16 protein-coding genes are annotated in these 19,534 nt (G+C 45.6%); 2 read left to right on the top strand and 14 right to left on the bottom strand.

Annotated features, from left to right (window positions below; genetic code table 11):
* The first annotated feature begins 67 nt into the window (after positions 1-67).
* Positions 68-1,000, top strand: a complete 933-nt coding sequence (locus EC604_RS11895; RefSeq protein ID WP_123064377.1) for a helix-turn-helix domain-containing protein — start codon at positions 68-70, stop codon at positions 998-1,000.
* A 216-nt stretch (positions 1,001-1,216) separates the two neighbouring features.
* Here the strand turns inward: EC604_RS11895 and EC604_RS11890 are convergent, their stop codons facing one another.
* From EC604_RS11890 to EC604_RS29900, 7 genes are all read right to left on the bottom strand, one after another.
* Complete coding sequence (locus EC604_RS11890) at positions 1,217-2,146, bottom strand: hypothetical protein (RefSeq protein ID WP_123064376.1); 930 nt, start codon at positions 2,144-2,146, stop codon at positions 1,217-1,219.
* A 401-nt stretch (positions 2,147-2,547) separates the two neighbouring features.
* The gene (locus EC604_RS11885) at positions 2,548-4,350 is read right to left on the bottom strand and encodes an adenine deaminase (protein WP_123064520.1); all 1,803 of its coding nucleotides are present in this window, start codon (positions 4,348-4,350) and stop codon (positions 2,548-2,550) included.
* A 387-nt stretch (positions 4,351-4,737) separates the two neighbouring features.
* On the bottom strand, positions 4,738-7,113 hold the full coding sequence (gene helD, locus EC604_RS11880; protein ID WP_123064375.1) for an RNA polymerase recycling motor HelD: 2,376 nt from the start codon (positions 7,111-7,113) through the stop codon (positions 4,738-4,740).
* A 276-nt stretch (positions 7,114-7,389) separates the two neighbouring features.
* A complete protein-coding gene (locus tag EC604_RS11875; RefSeq protein WP_240036825.1) occupies positions 7,390-7,821 on the bottom strand; it encodes a pyridoxamine 5'-phosphate oxidase family protein in 432 nt (143 codons plus the stop codon).
* A 186-nt stretch (positions 7,822-8,007) separates the two neighbouring features.
* Entirely contained in the window at positions 8,008-9,075 is a 1,068-nt protein-coding gene (locus EC604_RS11870) for an FUSC family protein (protein ID WP_123064373.1), read from the bottom strand.
* A gap of 285 nt (positions 9,076-9,360) precedes the next feature.
* Positions 9,361-9,633 (bottom strand): SDR family oxidoreductase, encoded by a 273-nt coding sequence (locus EC604_RS11865; RefSeq protein WP_123064372.1) that lies wholly within the window; start codon positions 9,631-9,633, stop codon positions 9,361-9,363.
* Between the two features lie 135 nt (positions 9,634-9,768).
* Complete coding sequence (locus EC604_RS29900) at positions 9,769-9,906, bottom strand: hypothetical protein (RefSeq protein ID WP_161556918.1); 138 nt, start codon at positions 9,904-9,906, stop codon at positions 9,769-9,771.
* Between the two features lie 474 nt (positions 9,907-10,380).
* Here EC604_RS29900 and EC604_RS11860 point away from each other — a divergent pair, with 474 nt between their 5' ends.
* Positions 10,381-11,031 (top strand): hypothetical protein, encoded by a 651-nt coding sequence (locus tag EC604_RS11860; RefSeq protein ID WP_123064371.1) that lies wholly within the window; start codon positions 10,381-10,383, stop codon positions 11,029-11,031.
* A gap of 385 nt (positions 11,032-11,416) precedes the next feature.
* Here the strand turns inward: EC604_RS11860 and EC604_RS11855 are convergent, their stop codons facing one another.
* From EC604_RS11855 to EC604_RS11825, 7 genes are all read right to left on the bottom strand, one after another.
* The gene (locus EC604_RS11855) at positions 11,417-11,713 is read right to left on the bottom strand and encodes a hypothetical protein (protein ID WP_151458071.1); all 297 of its coding nucleotides are present in this window, start codon (positions 11,711-11,713) and stop codon (positions 11,417-11,419) included.
* A gap of 113 nt (positions 11,714-11,826) precedes the next feature.
* Positions 11,827-12,540, bottom strand: a complete 714-nt coding sequence (locus tag EC604_RS11850; protein WP_123064369.1) for an HD domain-containing protein — start codon at positions 12,538-12,540, stop codon at positions 11,827-11,829.
* On the bottom strand, positions 12,540-13,979 hold the full coding sequence (locus EC604_RS11845; RefSeq protein WP_123064368.1) for an NAD-dependent malic enzyme: 1,440 nt from the start codon (positions 13,977-13,979) through the stop codon (positions 12,540-12,542). Before EC604_RS11845 ends, EC604_RS11850 begins: the two co-directional genes overlap by 1 nt.
* Before the next feature lie 277 nt (positions 13,980-14,256).
* Complete coding sequence (locus EC604_RS11840; protein ID WP_123064367.1) at positions 14,257-16,329, bottom strand: beta-galactosidase; 2,073 nt, start codon at positions 16,327-16,329, stop codon at positions 14,257-14,259.
* A gap of 53 nt (positions 16,330-16,382) precedes the next feature.
* Positions 16,383-17,468: a glycoside hydrolase family 53 protein gene (locus EC604_RS11835; RefSeq protein WP_123064366.1), complete on the bottom strand. Its 1,086-nt coding sequence runs from the start codon at positions 17,466-17,468 to the stop codon at positions 16,383-16,385.
* Positions 17,469-17,500: 32 nt separating this feature from the next.
* Positions 17,501-18,379 carry a carbohydrate ABC transporter permease gene (locus EC604_RS11830; RefSeq protein ID WP_090924410.1) on the bottom strand — a complete coding sequence of 293 codons (879 nt, stop codon included), beginning with the start codon at positions 18,377-18,379 and terminating at the stop codon, positions 17,501-17,503.
* Between the two features lie 29 nt (positions 18,380-18,408).
* Complete coding sequence (locus tag EC604_RS11825) at positions 18,409-19,299, bottom strand: ABC transporter permease (protein WP_123064365.1); 891 nt, start codon at positions 19,297-19,299, stop codon at positions 18,409-18,411.
* Positions 19,300-19,534: the final 235 nt, after the last annotated feature.

The raw sequence follows: 19,534 nt of genomic DNA, 5'->3' as shown, positions 1-19,534 counted from the left end.
TTAGGGTGAGTTTCTAAAATAAATTGCAAACGATTACATCTATTTATATGCATAGGGAGGTTCCATGATGGAACGGGAACATTTACGGGAAGATCGGATTCACGGCAACGCTATGTACCCGGTTAGTGTGTACCCAGACATTCAACAATTAAATGGGGACAGCATTCTGGATTGCCATTGGCACGATGAGATGGAGTTTACGATGGTGACGCAAGGAGCTGCTGTGTTTCAAATTGACATGAACCGAGTTGAGGTTAAGGCGGGCGAGGCTGTTTTTATTCATCGAGGTGAGATTCATGCAGGATATCTGATAGGCGATGAGCCTTGTATATTTTCTTCCATTGTGTTTCATTCGGATCTGCTCGGTAGTCATACGTTTGATGCGGTGCAGGAGAAGTTTATTGGACCTATTTTGCGAAAAAGTATACAGCTCCCCTATCACATCACGGCTGATGAAGCCTGGGGTTCAGAGGTTCTGGCCTACCTCAAGCGCATCTTCTCAGATCACGCGAGCGGAACAGAGACTTGTGAGATATCTACAAAAGCCTATCTTTATCTCATGCTTGCTCGCATGTTTGAACAGCGAAAGGTACTTCCGCCCAAAGGTGCAGTTAACGGGGGAACAGCGGATAAGATGGAGCGTCTAAAATCAGTGCTCAGTTACATTCACAAGCGTTATCCTGAACCGCTGAAGCTGAGAGACCTGGCGGGTGAAGCCAATATGAGCGAGGGACATTTCTGTCGTTTTTTCAAACAGTTGGTGCAGAAGAGCCCTGTCGATTACATCAATTATTATCGGGTGCAGCAGGCCTGCGCACAGCTTGAGAATACGGATCATAAGATTGTGGATATCGCTATGGATGTTGGATTCGAACATCTGAGTTATTTCATTACCACCTTTAAGAAGCATAAGAACACAACCCCGTCCCAGTATCGTAAAATGTTTTCCAAAAACGTGACACTTGCGCCTGCTGCGTTCACAGAGACTCAGATCGTTTAATGTAGGAAAATCACAATCGGAACGATAGCGTTAACACCAAGAAATCTCTTGGATCGAATGATGCCGATGCTTCATAAAAAGATCAATAAAAGGTACCTACAGAAAGTACGCTGCAAGCACCTTTTTATTACGTTAAGCCTATTCTTTGATGGCTCTCTTTAAGTATTCTTTCTTTCTAATTTCTATTCTCTCAAGACAAGCTTGCCATTTCTTGCTCTACTTTCTTAACGTCTTCCAGGAAGAATACTCATGTACAGAAAAACCATTAAAGGAAGTGTGAGCACTCGCCATTTTCTCTACCAGCTTCAACTGTTCCTCCATGTAGGCGTCTCCCTCTTCATAAAAGGTAATAAAGTCACCTTCCTTGCTTTGCTTCGTTTCCACCGCAATCGATATTTTCTTACCTACAGAAGCCGCATCGATAAGTTCGTCTTTTGCCACATTGTAGATGGCGGCAGCTGTATCCCGATAAGCCATAATCGTAATGGAATCAAATTTGCGGATCATCCAGCTGCTTACCGCCATCGTTGAACCCGGAATTTTGTAATTGTCCAGCCAAAACGGCAGATCAGCGGCCACAGGCATCTTCATACGTGATGCACGGTCTACAATATAATTCACATTCCCCTGCCACTGCGTAATGACGCTGGCTTGATTGATCTTCCACTGGGGATGCACATGAGGTTCAATGTCCAGATGAATGCCTGCAAATTTCTCATTAGCCAGTGCCTGTGCTTGATAAGCTTCAATCCAGTCCATAAAGGAAGCAATCTTTTCCCGACTCTCGGATAGTCCCCAAGCGGAACGTCCGTCCATGATATCCACAGCGATATTTTGAGCCCGTGCAAGCCGGATAAAGTTCTTATATTCAGGAATTTTAATATCCCGGTTCATCTGCAGATAGATCGTATTAATGTTGTTATCCTTAGCAAAACTTAAAATACCCTGCGCATTATTTCGGATTTGAGTCGTATCCCATACCCACGTCCCCCGCACGGGCCGATCCAGCTTCCCATGTATTGTGGCATAACTGTCCACCGGTTCTACCGAACCTACCGCATCCACTCGTGTAGAACAGGCTGTACTTAAACACAGTACTAGACAACTCATCAGCAGAATAAAACGAAGTTCTTTTTTGGTTTTCATATTTGTACACTCCCTTGAAGTTATGGCAGCTCTTACGTATAAATCCGGGTGAAAGGATGTCGTTTATGAATCAATTTTTGCACTATTATGGAAGTACGATGAATTCAAACTGCTTTTATACGCAACATCACCTTTAAGACTCACGACGAAAGAATCATATAACTTATTTCGGGAATTCATAGTTCTGAATATATAGTCCAAAAGTCACAAAATTTAATATTATATGTAAAAATCAAAATCCAAGTTACGACTTCAGTCTATATTTTCTTTTAACACTTCGATTCTGTAGACCTAGGAAGCGTTTTCTTTTCCAAAACAAAAAACCGCCCGAAGGCGGCGTGGCTTGCAATGATCATTTGATATTCATTCATCTATATTCTTTCATTCTGTAATTCACCTGCTTAATCCGCATTTGGTTCATCAAACAGAGAGACCCGTTCAATTCCGTCTGCAGAGATGCGCACCAGCCCGATGTCAGACAAGCGCAGTTCAGGAATAACGACCAGCGCCAGCAGCGATAAGGTCATAAACGCATTGTTCAACGTACATCCTGCCGATTGCAGTGCTTCGCTGACGGCTGCTGATTGTTCCGCTACCACTTCGAAGGGTTCTACCGACATCAGCCCGGCGATCCGAAGAGGAAATTCCGTTACACCTGCATGTGTTACAACAGCTACACCGCCCTGCATACGGATGACACGATTGCCGGCCTCTGCCATAAGTGTATCATCGTTCCCGATGATCAGCAGATTATGACTATCGTGGGCTACCGTCATGGCTATGGCGGCTGGCGAATTGAATCCGATCCCGCCGACCAGTGCCACTGCGCGATTTCCCGTTTGTTTATGGCGTTCCAGCACAGCGATTTTGCATACCTCACCTGCGGCAGGCAGAACCACCTTGCCAGCTTGCACATTCACTTGTACATGCTTCTCCTTCGTTTCCACATGATTCTCCGTCACATGGATAATGCGTGCGCCTATCGTCCCATCCACAATGGGTGCAGACAGTTCCAGATCCTGTGGCTGAATATTCGCTTCCAGCTTCACTGTGTTTAGCGCTTCCTCTGGATAAGTGAACGTGTCCCACACGGCGGTCATTTTACCGTTCTCTGCTACGACTTGCCCGGCAGCAATCGTTGTGCCTACACGTACATCCGCAAGGCGTCCGTCTAACAAAATAATATCGGCAATGTTACCCGGAATCACCGCTCCGATATCACGCGCCACACCAAAACGTTCTGCCGTATTAATCGTAGCCATCTGGAATGCTGTTACAGGCTTCACCCCTTGGGAAATGGCCAGTCGAACGACAAAGTCCATGTGGCCCTCTTTCAGCAATGATTCCGAGCTGCGATCATCGGTCACCAGCATCATTCGCCGGGTATCGAGTCCAAGCTCCGTACATGCTTTAATCGTCTCGGCAACATCATGCCATGCAGAACCCTGGCGCATCTTCGCATACATCCCAAGCCGCAAGCGCTCCACCACATCTTCTTTCGTAACACACTCATGATCTCCTGTCACACCGCTCGCCGCATAAGCAGGCAGACGCCAGTCATCCGAGGCCCAAGTGAAATGTCCATCTGCCACTTTGCCGGCGCGCAGAGTCGCCTGAATCTCCCCGATCATCGTTTCATCCCCATACACCACTCCCGGGAAGTTCATCACTTCACCCAGGCCGATCATGTCCGGTCCCCATGATAGTGCCTCTGCTACCTCTTCCGGCCCAATATAAGCTCCTGTAGTCTCCAGCCCTGGGTGAGTGGAAGGTACACATGATGCTACTTGCATATAAGCCGCCATTGGTGTGGTACGTGCTTCATCGAGCATAAGCCGCAATCCTTTAAGCCCAAGCACATTGGAAATTTCATGTGGATCAAAGAAGCCGCCAGTCGTTCCCGAAGGCAGTACTGCTCTTGCGAACTCGGATACTTTCATCTGTGTGCTCTCAATATGACAATGACCGTCTAACAGTCCCGGAGCAATATACTTTCCATTTGCCTCAATAATGCGGGTATGCTCTCCGATCGTATGGCTTACATCTCTGCCCACATACGCAATTCGTGCACCTTGCACAGCGACAGACATGTCCGGCAGAATTTCCCCCGAGATCACATTCACCAAAGTGCCGCCTCGAATCACCAAACTTGCCTTCATATCTCCTCGGGCTGTAGCGACCAGATCCGGTACGCAATCGGCCATCAGCGGCCGCTCAAATCCTGTTTTTTTCAATGTTACCTGCCTCCTTCATTAGATTCCCTGTTCCGTTGCCTGCTCCCAAAATTAGAGTATGGATTACTCATACAATGAATTTTTCCCCCATCATCATGCAACGCTCCAAAAAATAGATTGTTACGATTATATGAGTCTGCGCTTCATGTGTAAAGAAAAATTACATCTATTGAATACATGCACAAGGAGATTCACCTTATTTATCAATAACAACTAAGATATGTCTGCGCATGTCACTATTGTTAGCAAGTTTCTCTTCATAGCATACACAAAAAAGGGTCAACCAGAACATGTCTGGCTGACCTCACCTTACACAAAAGAATTCACAGCAACATACTGCTCGGATTCGTCCTCTTTTTACTCTACACGAGTAGCAGGGATATCTTTCATCTCGTACCACTCTTCTGATTGTGAGGTGATAAATGGACTTGGTTTCCCTAAAGAATATACATGTAGCAAATGCATCGCCCGGGTACAGGCGGTATAGAACAGCTTGCGTTCCTGTTCACGGGAATAGGCATCAGCGGAGCCATTATAGATTAAGACCGCGTCAAACTCCACACCTTTCGCCAAATAAGCCGGGATTACATGAACGCCTTGTTCAAAAGCCAGTGTTGTTTTTTTGATCAGCTTGGGAGCCTTATCCAGCTTTTTACTGAGTAGGGCGTGAACTTCCTGGCTTTCTTCCGCCGTCTTGCAGATGACAGCTACGGATTCATAACCCTCCTGTATCAGATGATGAAGATCTGCCGTAATTTGCTCCACATGCTGCTTTGGATCAGAGGTCACGATGACTTTAGGTTTCTCTCCATTTCGGTTAAACGGAATGATCTCCTCCCCACCAGGAACCATGCCCCGCGTAAATTCCACAATCTCCATCGTAGAGCGGTAACTGCGTGTCAGCACAATAACCTCCGTGTTCTCTGGCCCGTATAAGTCACTTAATGGTCCAGTGCCGCTGAGTACGGATGAATGGGCATAAATAGCCTGATTAAAGTCACCAAGAGCCGTAATTTTCGCGTGTGGAAATAGTCTCTTCATAAAAGAGAGCTGGAAGGCAGAGTAATCCTGCGCTTCATCAATAATGACATGGCGGATGTTCGAATTAATATGGAATCCTAGCAGCAGTTCGCGCAAATACAGGTACGGCGTAATGTCCTCGTAAGCCAGCTCCTGTACCTTTAATCTGCGCAGCGTCATGGTCGAGATTTCTTCCCAGTGGGCAGGCAAAGGCTCTCTGTCAAGCAGACGAACCATCTGTGCCTGATCCTCGAACAAGTTTGCATACAACTGACGGATATCCACAAAACGCAGTGATTTGATCCATTTGCGCAAAGGCTTCAACCTGTCACTGACCACCATTCTCGCCAGAATTTCTCTTTCCTGCTGAAAATCATCAAACGTATGGGATTTCCCCTTTTGTTTGCGTTTCAAGCGTTGGTAAGCTCGCTGCAAATCTTCCGGTTCCATCAGATCAAGCTGCTGATCAACCCACGGTGCGTTCAGTTCCCCTTTACCAAACGTCGAGAGCTCCTTAAGCAACCAATCCCGCAACAGTTCCAGCCGGCTAACTAGCTTGACAGATGAACCGAAGCTGTAAAATTTCGCTGACATCGCTTCCGCATCCACAATCGCCTTGCCCTGAAAACGAACCGGCTTGAATTTCATGCCTCCGGTTAACATGCTCTCCTTATAACGTGTGATCACCTTCAGGAATGATGCAGAGGACTTGAACCGTATACCGGACATTCGTGCATCGTAACCAGGTTCCTCCGTTCCTGTGAGCACATATTCCAGCTGAATAAATGGGTCTTCAAGCTGATATTCCCGCCCTAAACGGCGTTCCAGATACTCCTGAAACGTCGTCTGCAACATATTCTCTTCCCCAAGCTCTGGAAGTACCGTAGATACATAACTGTTAAACATCGGGTTTGGCGAAAAAAGAACCATCTGATCCGCTTGAAGATGCTCGCGGTATTTATAGAGAAGATACGCGACTCGCTGGAGAGCGGCAGAGGTTTTGCCGCTTCCTGCTGCGCCCTGAACAATCAACATGCGTGTCCGATCATTACGAATAATTCGGTTTTGTTCCTTCTGAATCGTTGCCACAATACTCTTCATCTGTGCATCAGATGTTCGGCTGAGCACAGCCTGAAGCAGCTGATCTCCGATCGTTACCCCTGTATCAAACATGAACCGGATACGCCCATCCCGAATGACGAATTGACGTTTCATCTCGATCTCTCCACTAATCTCACCGCTTGGGGTACGGTAAGAGATCGGTCCAGGTGCACCATCGTAGTACAGGTTGGAGATCGGTGCACGCCAGTCGTAGATCAGGAAGGACTCCTCCTTCTCATCCAGTAGGGATGCAATGCCCAGATAGATACGTTCCGAGTCCGGGTATCCATCCTCCTTGAAATCAATTCGTCCGAAATAAGGTGAATGATGCAGTCGTTTCATTTTATCCAAAGCCGCAGCTGTATTCAGATGACTTCGTTCACGATCGGACAAAACCTGCGATTGTTGCCGCATACTCGTTGACGTCTCCCCGACATCATCGGCTTCACTAAAGTTCATCGTCACCTCATCCCAGAAGTCCTTACGCATCCCGACCACTTCGTCCCGGAAGGAGCCGACCTCTTCCTCCAGTGTAGCGATTTTGCGCTCAATCTGATCAGTCACGGTGTTCACCCGCTCCTGTTCCTGGTTCCACTGTTGCTCATTACTCATATGTTATGCGCCTCTCTTTCCCCGGATTGTGTCTTCGAATATCCATTTGACAAGCCCGAAAAGGCAATGGTATAATTATTAGAAAGTAAACATTTTAATTTTATGTTAATTAATTCTAATTTTCTGAAAACCATTTTATATTGTACCAGCGACAACGTCCCGATGCAAGCGGAGACGTTATTTGTTATTTTCACTTGTGTGTTCTTGTCGTGTGGTTAAATGATCTGGTACTTATACCTCGTCACACAGTATTAACCACAACATGCGCATTTCCCTCTACATTCTCAAGTCCTCAATAGTTGAAGTCCAGCGTGCCAATGCACCCGTTTGATCTTTTAATTGAAACGTAATGCCTGACGTGATTTCTGCATATGGCGCCTGATCGATCCGTATATGAAGGATGTTACACTCATACCGATCTCGCGGGTGAATCGTGTCCACGAGTTCAGGAAGTAAACGGACTTCAAGCCGAACATGCAATATCCGCTGTCCATGCACCGCAATTAACGTAGCCTTACCCGTTTCCATCATATTCATACTCGTTTGTGTCCCTTGCCAGAGCGCCAACCGAAGGCAACTAGGACTTATTGCGATAACTTCTCCCATGCTGATCATCGCCAGATGAGGCCACTGTCCGTCAGTTACGGTTAGCAACTGCATCGCTTCATGCTGCTTGTTCTCCAAATCGCTTCCGCTTAACCATTCCATGAGTTCTGCATCCAACTGCTTGATCTCCATTTCTACCCCTCAGTTCATTCATAATGGTTATCATCGTTCCCATTCATTCCTATCGATTCTCATCGATTCACGTCACTTGCATTCACCGATAGACCAAACAACCCGGACGTTACTGTCCGGGCTTTATATTACCTATATTGTATCTTATTTTGCCATCTAGGGCCATTTCAGCCAGTTCAGCATGTGGTCATGTGACTCTTTATCTTCACTTGAAGTGTGCACATGGTCTGCCAACCGATTCAACCGTTCCAGCTGATATCCGTAATCGTATATCGCTGCGGCCACAATCGATAACCTTAACATGCCGTCTTGATCGACATCAAACTGCGTAATGGCTTGTTCCATAAAATGATCATTCTCGGTTACAAACTGTGCAGCCTCTTCACCATTTGGTTTGAGTTTGTCTTCAAATTTGAGCAAGGCATGCTCATGAAATTTAATCACCCGTTCAAGATGGGTATCAAAAAACAGATCCATTTCCGGTGTTCGCTGTGCCTGAAAGTAGTGACGTTCTACGGAGTCCAGTACATCGTATCCTTTTTGCAAACTTAACAGCATTTGTTTATATACGACCATCTGACGGGTCTTGCTGAATTTGGCACGTTTCATCTTCTTCTGCTCTTCTTCAAACAGATGATACTTGTCAGATAAAGACTTGATCGAACCGCCCAGATTGCTTTTTTCTTCCCGGAAAACAACCTCTTTAATCTCATCAGAGATTGATGTACGAAGCAGCAGTGACATGCCATTAAACACACTCTGAATCTGCTTCACAAACTGTACCTTCGGTTTAGGAGGAAACACCGAGATATTAATCAGGAAAGCTGATATAATGCCCACAAGGGTTAGCAAGAAGCGATTCAGCGCAAAGTGCCAATCTCCTGAAGCTTCCATAATCGATACCACCGTGACAAGTGTCAGCCCCACAGTTTCACCCATATTTAATTTAAGACAGATCATAATAACCAGCACAATAATTAAGCCCACGGCAATAGGCTCGTTGGACAGCACCATACCACCCAGTAAGGCTACAATTGCACCCAGTGTGGTCGTCTGCAACTGATCGAGGAAATATTTCCACGAACGATAGATGGAAGGCTGCATGGCAAATATCGCTGCGATGGCGGCAGGCACGGGAGATTGCGGATTCAGAAACAGACTGCTCAGATATAAAGCCAGCGTGACCGCTATACCTGTCTTAAGTACACGTGCTCCAAATGACATGGCATCTCCCTCCTTTTCCTTGACCTGCTCGTTTACATTTGATGATGATCATGTTCATTATTACCCCATATTTCTTATTTTGCCCGAATGAGTTCAGGAGAACGATTTATTGTACCATGGGAGCTTAGGCTTTGCTATTCCCAGTTCAGTGAACGTATTCGAAACACAAAAAAACTTTATCCTTGTGCAGGTGTTCTGAGCATAATTTAACCCAAAACATGCAAAAGGATGGAGCTTATTCTTGTTTATTCAGTCAATGTTAACTTCCGACGAACAGACACTTGTTTAACGAGCCGTCCAGCCGCCGTCCGCTTTAATAACATCCCCGTTAACAAAGGTGGAATCATTCGAACCAAGGAACAAGGCCACTCGTGCAATTTCCTCCGGTTCGGCAAGCTTGCCTGGTCCTACATCGAAAATATCTGCAATTTCCAGTGGATGTAGCGCGGTAATTGTTGTCTGGATATTTGTGTTAACACCGCCCGGCGCAATTGCATTTGCCCGAATGTTCCCGGCTTCACGGCCATTGTTTTTCTTCCTCCAGTCTATCCCAGCCATCACATTCGGATCGAGCTTAGAGCGTCGCTCTAATGAATACCGCTTGCGCCTACGAAGGTTGCGTCAATCTCTCATCCAGCTCTAACGGACCTACGCTCGAATCTCGTTCAGATAAGCCAATCCATCGAGTTTATCTCACGTTCCCCCTTGTGAAGCATACGAAGCTGATGCCGCATCATTAGGACCAGAACTGAGGCGATCGAATAGGCTACGCACCATCGTCCCAATCTTTGGTGATCCCCCGATTAGTTCTACCGATTTACTAGCGTTCATTGTGTTTCTTCCTTCATCTTACCCTTTTTGGACCTACTAACTGATTTGCGATTGTAAAGCTTTAACCCATTTCCCCCTGAATTTCCTGCCTCCACAAAAAAGCTTCGGATATGTAGGTCTCTATACGTGGGGCCAATAAGGACAGTGAATCAGGGGAATTCCCAAAAGCACTTATTATCTGAATACTTCTTTCACTTTCGTTCAGTACTGACAAGTTACATTAAAAAGATGATTACAAACGACATTTCTCAACAAAAAGATCCACAAAACAAAACAGAAATTTAGGATTCTTTATCATTTTATGGATCATAAGAACCAAATTTTCTATTTAATATGAGCTTATATTGTAATCATAGCAATATCCAAATATAGTTAATTCATTAAATCGAGAGGAGGAATATCTTAGAAGTTTTGTGAGGTTTATTATTATTTTATCATTAAGAAAACAGAATACTGATCTACTGGAGGTAAAGAATGAAAAAAATCACTTTGATATTTTTGTCTTTAATCTTAATAGTATCTGTCGTTGCTCCTGTTATTTCTGCACAATCCGAAACAAAAGAACCCATTATCCCTATGATTGATGAGAGAATTACAGGTATATTGGAGTCCAATAACATTGACTACGCAGTTTCAGATGGTACAATTATTATATCTGATAAATCTGAGACCAATAGAAATAGAGTAAATCAACTTCTTATTGCATCATTTAGAACTGATGTAAATCTTCAAAGTGCAATGGCCACTTATCCCAGTGCATGGCAGTCTCTAAAAAACTATAATTTTGCAGGCAGTAAAAAGTTTTCAGGAGCTACAAAGACAGCTTTTGTAGCCGCTTTTACAGCCTATGCCAAAAACATAGCTACACCATGGAAAGAACTTGTGGCTGTTGCTGCAGGTGGCTACGCGGCCTACTATTTTATTAATAATAATACGGAAGACTTGTATACTTTTATTACTTACCATTATCGTACAATGGGACCAGGATTTGTTGATTCCAATGGTACAGTATACGGTGATTATGAAATTCGGAAACAAACACGTATTACCAAAAATTCGAACAATACTGGTGGAGCATATGATGTAGACACGAGACGTGGAACTTCATTGGTTCCTTGGTTCTAATTTCAACAGAAGAGGTGTACTATATGGTGTGGAGATACGTTATGGTTTTTATAGTTAACTACTTCGCTAGTTTTTTCATTTTTGGTTCTGGCTATATAAAACCCTTGTTATTTTCCACATTTATATTGGCACTAATTTTAGGCATTGATTTATACAAGGCTATGAAAGATAAAAAATCATAGGTGTTGCTTCAGAAAATAGATTTTTTTTCCCAATTAAACGAACAAATTTCCTGAATTCAAACAAGCTGACCTGATGATTGGTCAGCTTGTTTCTTTCTCTGCATAAAAAACATAACAGTTTCTGTCTGAAACTTATTTTCGTTGCAAATAGAAGAAGAGCTGTTACTAGAACGATATTCTGGTGTTTATAATGATGAAGATTGTTAAGGTATGTAATTAAAAAGGTATCCCCAACCACTAGCCAAAGTTGCGATAGCTACTCTATATTGGTTACCACCCTCTAATAAGTAATGTTTACTGACGTCAGGATTTGAAGGAGTTGCAACTAGTCCGTATATACTTATCCTGTTTCCTTTTCTAAAGTCCTGAAGTGTGACAATAACATTATATTTTCCGCTTTCATAGTGCGCTTCCAGTAGCCCATATTGTTGTTCTCCCATTAAAGGGTTACATTCATTGTCCATACGAACAAACCACTCGAAACGTAATATAACCCACATCTGCAATTTGAAAAATATAAAAAGCACACCGTCTCTGATTAGAGATGGCATGCTTCAAAATAACATTATTCCTTACATTAGCAGACCAGCCGACTACCAGCTGTTGCTCACTTTTAATCATCTGTACCTTCCCATTCCTGCTTGAACTGTTCCACAAACTGCACCATATACTCATGACGTTGCTGCGCCAGTTCCTTGCCATAGGACGTGTTCATCAGATTTTTGAGTTTGAACAACTTTTCGTAAAAATGATTAATCGTTGTGCTGCGCTCATTGCGATACTGCTCACGGGTCATCTGCTCCCTCGGCAGAAGTGAAGGATCGTACATTTCTCGCCCGCGGGCGCCGGCAAATGCAAAGGTACGGGCAATGCCGATTGCACCCAGTGCATCAAGCCGGTCTGCATCCTGCACGACCTGAGCTTCAAGAGAACTGAGCGCAGCTCCTTGACCGCCTGCAAACGAGATCGTGCTGATGATGTTCACCACCGCTTCACGTGCTGCTGGAGCAAGCGGCTGCGAATCCAGCCACGCGTGCAGCTTCACCATGCCTGCCTCCAGACTATCATTAAGCTTCTCGTCTGGTACATCATGCAGTAGCGCAGCCAGTTCACAGATAAACGGGTCAGCGCCTTCGTCATGAGCCAATCTGGCTGCAAGTCTGGTGACGCGCTCAATATGAGTCCAGTCGTGTCCATCGGCATGCCGGGAAGCATCTTCCTGCACAAAAGCACGGGCCTCGCACAAAATGGATTCCTTCACCGGATGATGCGATTGCTCAGATGCATTAGGTAAATCCGAAGTCATATTAGGTAAATCGGAAGTCATCAGGATTCTCCACCTTCACGCGCCTGCTCCCGTGGCACACGTCTTGCCACTCCCGTTTTGATTGCCGCTTCAATGACACGACTGCGCATCGATTTAACCACTTTATCGTTAAATACACTCGGAATAATGTAATAACGTGTACGCTCTTCATCCGAGATGGAAGAAGCAATCGCCTGAGCAGCAGCCAGCTTCATCTCTTCGTTAATTTCCGTTGCCCGGCAATCGAGAACAGCTCTGAACATGCCTGGGAAACAAAGCACGTTATTAATCTGGTTCGGATAATCCGAGCGTCCAGTTGCCATGACCGCAACAATATCTTCAACCAGAGCAGGCATGATCTCAGGTACAGGGTTCGCCATCGCAAATACAATGGGATTGTCTGCCATCGTCTGTACATCCTCACGCGTTAACAGATTGCCACGCGATAAACCAATGAATACATCGGCATCTCGAATGACTTCACGCAGGGAACCTTTCTCCAGATCAGGATTAGTACGTGCCGCATATTCGGTCCATACCTCATTCTCATACGAATTCGTGCGTACGATTGCACCATCACGATCCACACCGATTAGTCGCTTCGCACCTGCAGATAATAGGATATTGCTGCAAGCTACACCCGCTGCCCCAATGCCGCACACGACAATTTTCACATTCTCGATCGACTTGCCAACCAGTTTAAGCGCATTGATCAGACCTGCATACAGTACAACCGCTGTACCATGCTGATCATCATGAAATACCGGAATATCGAGCTCTTCATTCAACCGGCGTTCGATCTCAAAACAACGCGGGGAAGAAATATCCTCCAGATTAATGCCGCCAAAAGCAGGTGATATCGCTTTCACGGTGCGAATGATCTCTTCGGTATCCTGTGTATCCAGGCAGATCGGGAACGCATCCACACCTGCAAATTGTTTAAACAGCATCGCCTTACCTTCCATCACCGGCATGGCTGCACGAGGACCAATATTGCCGAGTCCAAGCACTGCGCTGCCATCTGAAACAACTGCAACAGTATTACGTTTAATCGTTAATGAAAAAGCTTTCCCTGGCTCCTCTGATATAGCGGAACATACCCGAGCCACGTCCGGTGTGTACACACGGGAAAGATCTTCCCGGTTGTGAATGGGTGTCTTTGGTGTAACTTCAATTTTGCCGCCCAGATGCAGCAGGAATGTACGATCCGATACGTTAACGATGGACACGCCTTTAAGCTGGCGTACTGCTTCTATAATTTTGCTGTTATCCTGTGAATCGGTGACCGCGACGGTCAAGTCGCGCACACTGACATCCTGATTGGTCGAAATGACGTCGATGGCAATAATGTCTCCTCCAGCTTCCGAGATGGCCGAGGCCACCTCACCAAACTTGATATCTTTCGTTGTCATTTCCAGCCGTATAATAATGCTGTTGCCGTCCAGATTTCTCTGATTCATTTCAATTCCTCCCAGACAATGAAAGTCTTAAGTTGACAAGTTACGTGTTTGTCTTCGCTACGTGGACACGATTATCCTTTATCTTGTCCAAAAAAAGCCCTCAAGTCCCACAAGAGACAAAATAAAATGGATTGTCTTGGCACCTGTTTGAAGGCCCAAGACAATCCATTTTAATGTCTCTCTATGTGTAACATTCGTTCGTTTATCCCAATGCATACCTAAGGCTCATGCTTCCGATAAACTCCAATGCCCTATTCATATCTCCCGTTAAACTTACTTACTTGCGATTCGCCGCTCTGCGCAATACCCGAATGTCGTAAGGCTGTAAGTCCAGACTTGCTTCAACCGCTTCTCCACTAAGTACATCGGTATACGACGGACTGTCCAACTGAACCTGTTTCTCGTGCTCGGTGTAGTTCTGAACGAACACATAATCGGAATCACCGTCGGTACGTACATGTGCAGTAGTCCCTGCAGGCAAGTCCAATTTCAGTCCACGCTCCAGATCCAGATCTGCAATCAGCTTGCCGTAAAAATCATCATAGAACGGTGCTTTCATCCGTGCCGCCATATAATAAGCTTTCCCTGAACCAAGCTCGTTCACTGTCAAAGCCGGACGTCCTGCGTAGAAATCCGAACGATACACCGCAAGAGATTTTGCACCTTCCAGGTGAATGAGGTCACAGAGCTCGATTGCATCATACTCTGTAGTAAGGCCAAGTTCATTGCCTTGCGCTGGAATAATTCCATTGAGTTCACGATCATGCAATCCATCGATCTCTTCTGACCAGATGCCAAGCGTTTTACGAAGCGGACCAGGGAATCCACCAAGGAAACACAGATCATTCTCGTTCACAATGCCAGACCAGTATGTTGCGACAAATGTACCGCCCTGTTCTACAAACTTTTCAATCCGTTCGCCTACTCCTTCACGAACGAGATAAAGCATTGGCGCTACTAACACTTTGTACTTGGATAGATCCGCTTCCATATCGATGACATCGACCGCTACACCTTTTTTCCAGAACGCTTCGTAGTGAGCTTCTACTGTCTGCTCGTATTTCACCCCGATGTTGCGTGGACCTTGGGAATCATTCACGGCCCAACGGTTTTCCCAATCAAAGATTATCGCGACTTCAGCAGGAACCGTCGTTCCTACAATATCCTCCATGCTTTGCAGTGCTATACCTACATCGGTCACATCCTGAAACACACGGGTATGTTCTGTACCTACATGGTCTACTACCGCACCGTGTAACTTCTCGCTGGATCCACGGCTTTTTCTCCACTGGAAGTACTGAACGCTATCTGATCCATGAGCTACCGCCTGCAAGGAGGACAACAGATGCATGCCCGGACGTTTCAACTTGCTTACATCCTGCCAGTTCGTAGAACTAGGTGTGCTCTCCATGAGCAGGAATGGCTGACCACCTTTAATGGAACGTACAATATCATGCATCATCGCAATTCGCGACGCCTGTTTCGCATCGTCCTCTGCATCATGCCATGTTGGATAACTGTCCCAAGAGAGAAAATCTAGAATATCCGCGAACTTCCAATAGTTCAGGCCACCGTAAAATTCCATCAGGTTCGTCGTTACCGGCAGATTTGGATTTTTCGCCTTGAGTGGCTTCGTTTCATGAACGATGAAATCCGCTGTCTGATCCGTCACGAAGCGGCGCCAGTCCAGATTCATCGCATGAACCTGAGTTTCGCCGTGTGGTGCCGGAGATTCGACTTGACTCCAATCCGTCACCGTATGACTCCAGAACGTTGTCCACCATGAGTGATTTAACTCATCCAACGTTTTGTACTTGTTTTGAACCCAGGCGCGGAAGGCTTCCTGACAGTAGTCACAGTGACAATCCCCACCGAACTCATTCGAAATATGCCAGCCGATGACAGCCGGGTGATCCGAGTAGCGTTCCGCAAGTTTACTGTTCATCGCCGTTACTTTTTCCCGGTACACTGGAGAGGTGTAACAGTGATTATGACGGAAACCATGCAGGTTACGAACTCGATTCTCCGAGACACGCAACACTTCAGGATATTTCGCCGACATCCATGCGGGTCTAGCACCGCTTGGTGTTGCCAGGAACGCATAAATCCCGTTTGCAGCAAAACGATCCAGCACCTGATCCAGCCATTCAAATGTATAAACGCCTTCTTCCGGCTCTAGGGATACCCAGGAGAAAATACCGATGGACATCACATTACACTTCGCCAGTTTCATCAAACGAATGTCCTCTTCAAGTACCTCTGGATAACGAAGCCATTGCTCCGGATTATAGTCAGCACCATGTAGCATGTGCGGGGCTTTGGAACTTACGGGTGGAAATTTGTACGTCATTTATGAAAACTCCCTTGCTGTTGAATTACGATAATTTACTTTATGCATGCCTCTTAAACAAATGTCGTAACATTGAGTTCTTGCGCCGCAGTTAACGCCTTAAATGATTCAAGCTTGCGACCTTTAAAATCAAACATCGTCAGATTACCCCAGTTGTTCGGGTGCCCTACAGACCATTCCTCTTTGCTCGGAATCCACGCAGGCTCCCAATAATAGAATCCATGACCCAGACCACCGGGAACTTCACGAATAATCTGTAACATATCCTTCAGATATCGCGTTTGTCCTTCTACCGTTGCAGGATAACCTGGAAGCAGCATGTCTTCCTGATTCATGATCCATTCGATGCCTTCTGGCTGTTCCAGCGTCCATGGGTATGCCGTTTCAACCACGTTGATTGGTTTGCCGTAGCGTGTGGCCAGATCATTCAAATTGTCACGCAAGGCGTCCAGTGTTCCATGCCACCAAGGGTAATAAGACAGACCGATGACGTCAAATTCTACACCTAACGCCTCAAAACGATCATAGAATTTACGGCTCTCGGCATTGTCTCCACCGCGGTCAATATGAATCATGATTTGAATGGAAGGATCAACGGATTTAACCGCTGCAATGCCATACTTCACAAGCCCCGCAAAACGTTGCCACTGTTCGTCTGTATCATGTTCTTCACCACCGACACGTCCATCATCCCATAACATGCCTGGCGTAATTTCATTACCAACCTGAACCATATCCGGCAAGGCGTCGTGTTCTTTCAATGTGCGGAGCACATCCGCCGTATATGTGCATACAGCCAGTTTAAGCTGTTCATAGGACAAGTTCTCCCATGCTTTCGGTTTCCACTGATTCGCGGGATCGGCCCAGCGGTCAGAATAATGAAAATCGAGCAGAAATTGTAATCCCTGTGCCTTGATTCGTTTCGCTACTTCTACCGTGCGCTCCAGATTACAGTATCCGCCGACAGGATCATTCCAGATGCGAAGACGAATCGCACTCACATCATTCAGTTTGAGAATGGTCAGCAAATCTTCCTCTTTGCCATCCACATCACGATATGTTCCCCCATGCTGTTCGATCTCGTCCATAAATGACACATCCATGCCGAGAACAAATGGTTGATTGGTTGATGAATTCAAAATATCAGCCTCCAGTGATTAGGGATTGGGGCTCAGCCTTTTACTGAGCCCAGTGTCATACCTTTTACAAAGAAACGTTGAAGGAACGGGTAAACAATAAGAATCGGCGCACTTCCGATAAAAATTTGAGCTGCACGTACCGTTGTTTGCGAGATCGTTGCCATTTCCTGCGGATTCATCGCCATCGTACTCATATCACGTTTGATAATGACCGTCTGCATGAAGGTTGCCAAAGGATAATCTTTCGCATTGTTCATGTACAAGAGACCGTCAAACCAGGAATTCCAGTGAAACACCATGCTGAACAGTGCAATCGTTGCAATGGAAGGCATGGAGATCGGCAGGAAGATGCTGAACAAGGTTCTGAAATGATTTGCTCCGTCGATCAGTGCCGCCTCTTCCAGTTCTTTCGGAATGCCGCGGAAGAAGTTAAGCATCAGGATGACCAGGAACGTATTAACTGCACCCGGAAGTACCAGCACCCAGAAGGAATCCATCAGACCAATCTTTTGAATAACCATGTAGAACGGTACCAAACCGCCGTTGAAAATCATGCTGAATACAAAAATCCAGGAGTATACCGTTCTGCCTTTGAACTCACTATTTTCCTTGGACAGCGGATATGCCGCCAGGAAGGTTATCAGGAGTGTAATGCCTGTACCAATGACGGTACGGAGTAGTGAAATCCAGAGTGAGTTCAGGAAGATCGGATTATTCATTGTTTTTTTATAGGCTTCGAGGGAGAACCCTACCGGCCAGAGACTGACCAGATTTGCATCTGCTGCAGCCTTGTTACTGAACGATACAGCCAGTACGTGAATCATTGGCACAATACACATGATAGCAATCAGAATAAGAAAACTGATATTGATGACATTGAAAATGCGATATGATGGTGATTTATGATACATCGTAGTCCCTTCCTTCTCTGTTCATTCGATTAGAATATGCGGTATCCGGCGTATTTCTTAGCTAGGCTGTAGGATACGAGGATCAGAACCATACTAATGACCGACTTGAACAATCCGATCGCGGTTGCAAAGCCCATCTCTCCATTTTCCAACGCCGAGCGATATACGAATGTATCGATGATGTCTCCTGATTGATATACAAGCGGATTGTACAAGTTGAAAATCTGATCGAATCCAGCATTGAGTACGTTACCCAAAGCCAACGTTCCAACGACCATCAACATCGGTACAAGCGACGGAATCGTAATGTGAAGCGTTTGCTTCCAGCGGTTTGCTCCGTCGATCTCTGCCGCTTCATACAGCGCCGGGTTAATGCCGGCGAGGGCAGCCAGGAAAACAATCATGTTATACCCGAATTCCTTCCACACATCCGTCACAATGATCGTTGGTCGGAACAAGCTGTTATCTCCAAGGAAGAAGTATGGTCCAAGGCCAAATGTGCCAAGCACTCGGTTCACAAGTCCTCCCGTTGACAACAGATCAAGCAGAATCCCGCCCAGGATAACCCAGGACAAGAAGTGAGGCAGATATACCAACGTCTGGATCGTACGCTGAATGGCCATCTTGCGAACTTCATTCAACAGAATGGCGAACACAAACGGGACAAACAAATTAAAAATCAGCTTGAGTACTGCGATGATCAGGGTATTCCAGATAACCTGCAAACTATCATCACGTTCAAATAAATATCTAAAGTTATCAAGCCCGACCCAATCCGAGCCGCTGATGCCCATCCATGGTTTGTAGTCTTGGAATGCCATAACGATTCCGCCCATAGGCACATAACTGAAAATAATCAGAAAGATGATGGCTGGCAGCAGCATTACGTGGAATGGCCAAGTTCGTTTTAAAGTTCTCATGATTGCTCCCCCTGTAATTCTTCCTACTCAAGTACTCCTGAGTGGCTCTATAGGCAAATTATATCAACCTTCCAGCACCCCCAAACAGCGCATAAAAGCAATATAAATGGCACAAAAGCAACTACTTTGGACATGTACCGGAAAGAGGGACTCCTGACGCAGTTTGACCACGGATTCACAGGGTTTTTGACACATTCTGCAACGTTAAAAAAAGAAAAAACGCACAGACTTCTAT

The organism is Paenibacillus amylolyticus (genome assembly GCF_003719335.1).
Lineage (GTDB): Bacteria > Bacillota > Bacilli > Paenibacillales > Paenibacillaceae > Paenibacillus > Paenibacillus amylolyticus_D.
The sequence above is the reverse complement of the archived record's forward strand: the minus strand, read 5'-3'. Positions and strand labels throughout refer to the sequence as shown.

Bases quoted from the DNA above. Each gene is read 5' to 3' on its own strand.
- EC604_RS11885 (WP_123064520.1), bottom strand. From the start codon at position 4,350: ATGGCCGATTGCGTACCGGATCTGGTCGCTACAGCCCGAGGAGATATG.
- EC604_RS11850 (WP_123064369.1), bottom strand. From the start codon at position 12,540: ATGACTTCCGATTTACCTAATATGACTTCGGATTTACCTAATGCATCT.
- EC604_RS11855 (WP_151458071.1), bottom strand. From the start codon at position 11,713: ATGTGGGTTATATTACGTTTCGAGTGGTTTGTTCGTATGGACAATGAA.
- EC604_RS11845 (WP_123064368.1), bottom strand. From the start codon at position 13,979: ATGAATCAGAGAAATCTGGACGGCAACAGCATTATTATACGGCTGGAA.
- EC604_RS11870 (WP_123064373.1), bottom strand. From the start codon at position 9,075: ATGTCATTTGGAGCACGTGTACTTAAGACAGGTATAGCGGTCACGCTG.
- helD (WP_123064375.1), bottom strand. From the start codon at position 7,113: ATGAGTAATGAGCAACAGTGGAACCAGGAACAGGAGCGGGTGAACACC.
- EC604_RS11875 (WP_240036825.1), bottom strand. From the start codon at position 7,821: ATGGAATGGTTAAGCGGAAGCGATTTGGAGAACAAGCAGCATGAAGCG.
- EC604_RS11825 (WP_123064365.1), bottom strand. From the start codon at position 19,299: ATGAGAACTTTAAAACGAACTTGGCCATTCCACGTAATGCTGCTGCCA.
- EC604_RS11840 (WP_123064367.1), bottom strand. From the start codon at position 16,329: ATGACGTACAAATTTCCACCCGTAAGTTCCAAAGCCCCGCACATGCTA.
- EC604_RS11890 (WP_123064376.1), bottom strand. From the start codon at position 2,146: ATGAAAACCAAAAAAGAACTTCGTTTTATTCTGCTGATGAGTTGTCTA.
- EC604_RS11865 (WP_123064372.1), bottom strand. From the start codon at position 9,633: ATGGCTGGGATAGACTGGAGGAAGAAAAACAATGGCCGTGAAGCCGGG.
- EC604_RS11860 (WP_123064371.1), top strand. From the start codon at position 10,381: ATGAAAAAAATCACTTTGATATTTTTGTCTTTAATCTTAATAGTATCT.
- EC604_RS11895 (WP_123064377.1), top strand. From the start codon at position 68: ATGGAACGGGAACATTTACGGGAAGATCGGATTCACGGCAACGCTATG.
- EC604_RS11830 (WP_090924410.1), bottom strand. From the start codon at position 18,379: ATGTATCATAAATCACCATCATATCGCATTTTCAATGTCATCAATATC.
- EC604_RS29900 (WP_161556918.1), bottom strand. From the start codon at position 9,906: ATGAACGCTAGTAAATCGGTAGAACTAATCGGGGGATCACCAAAGATT.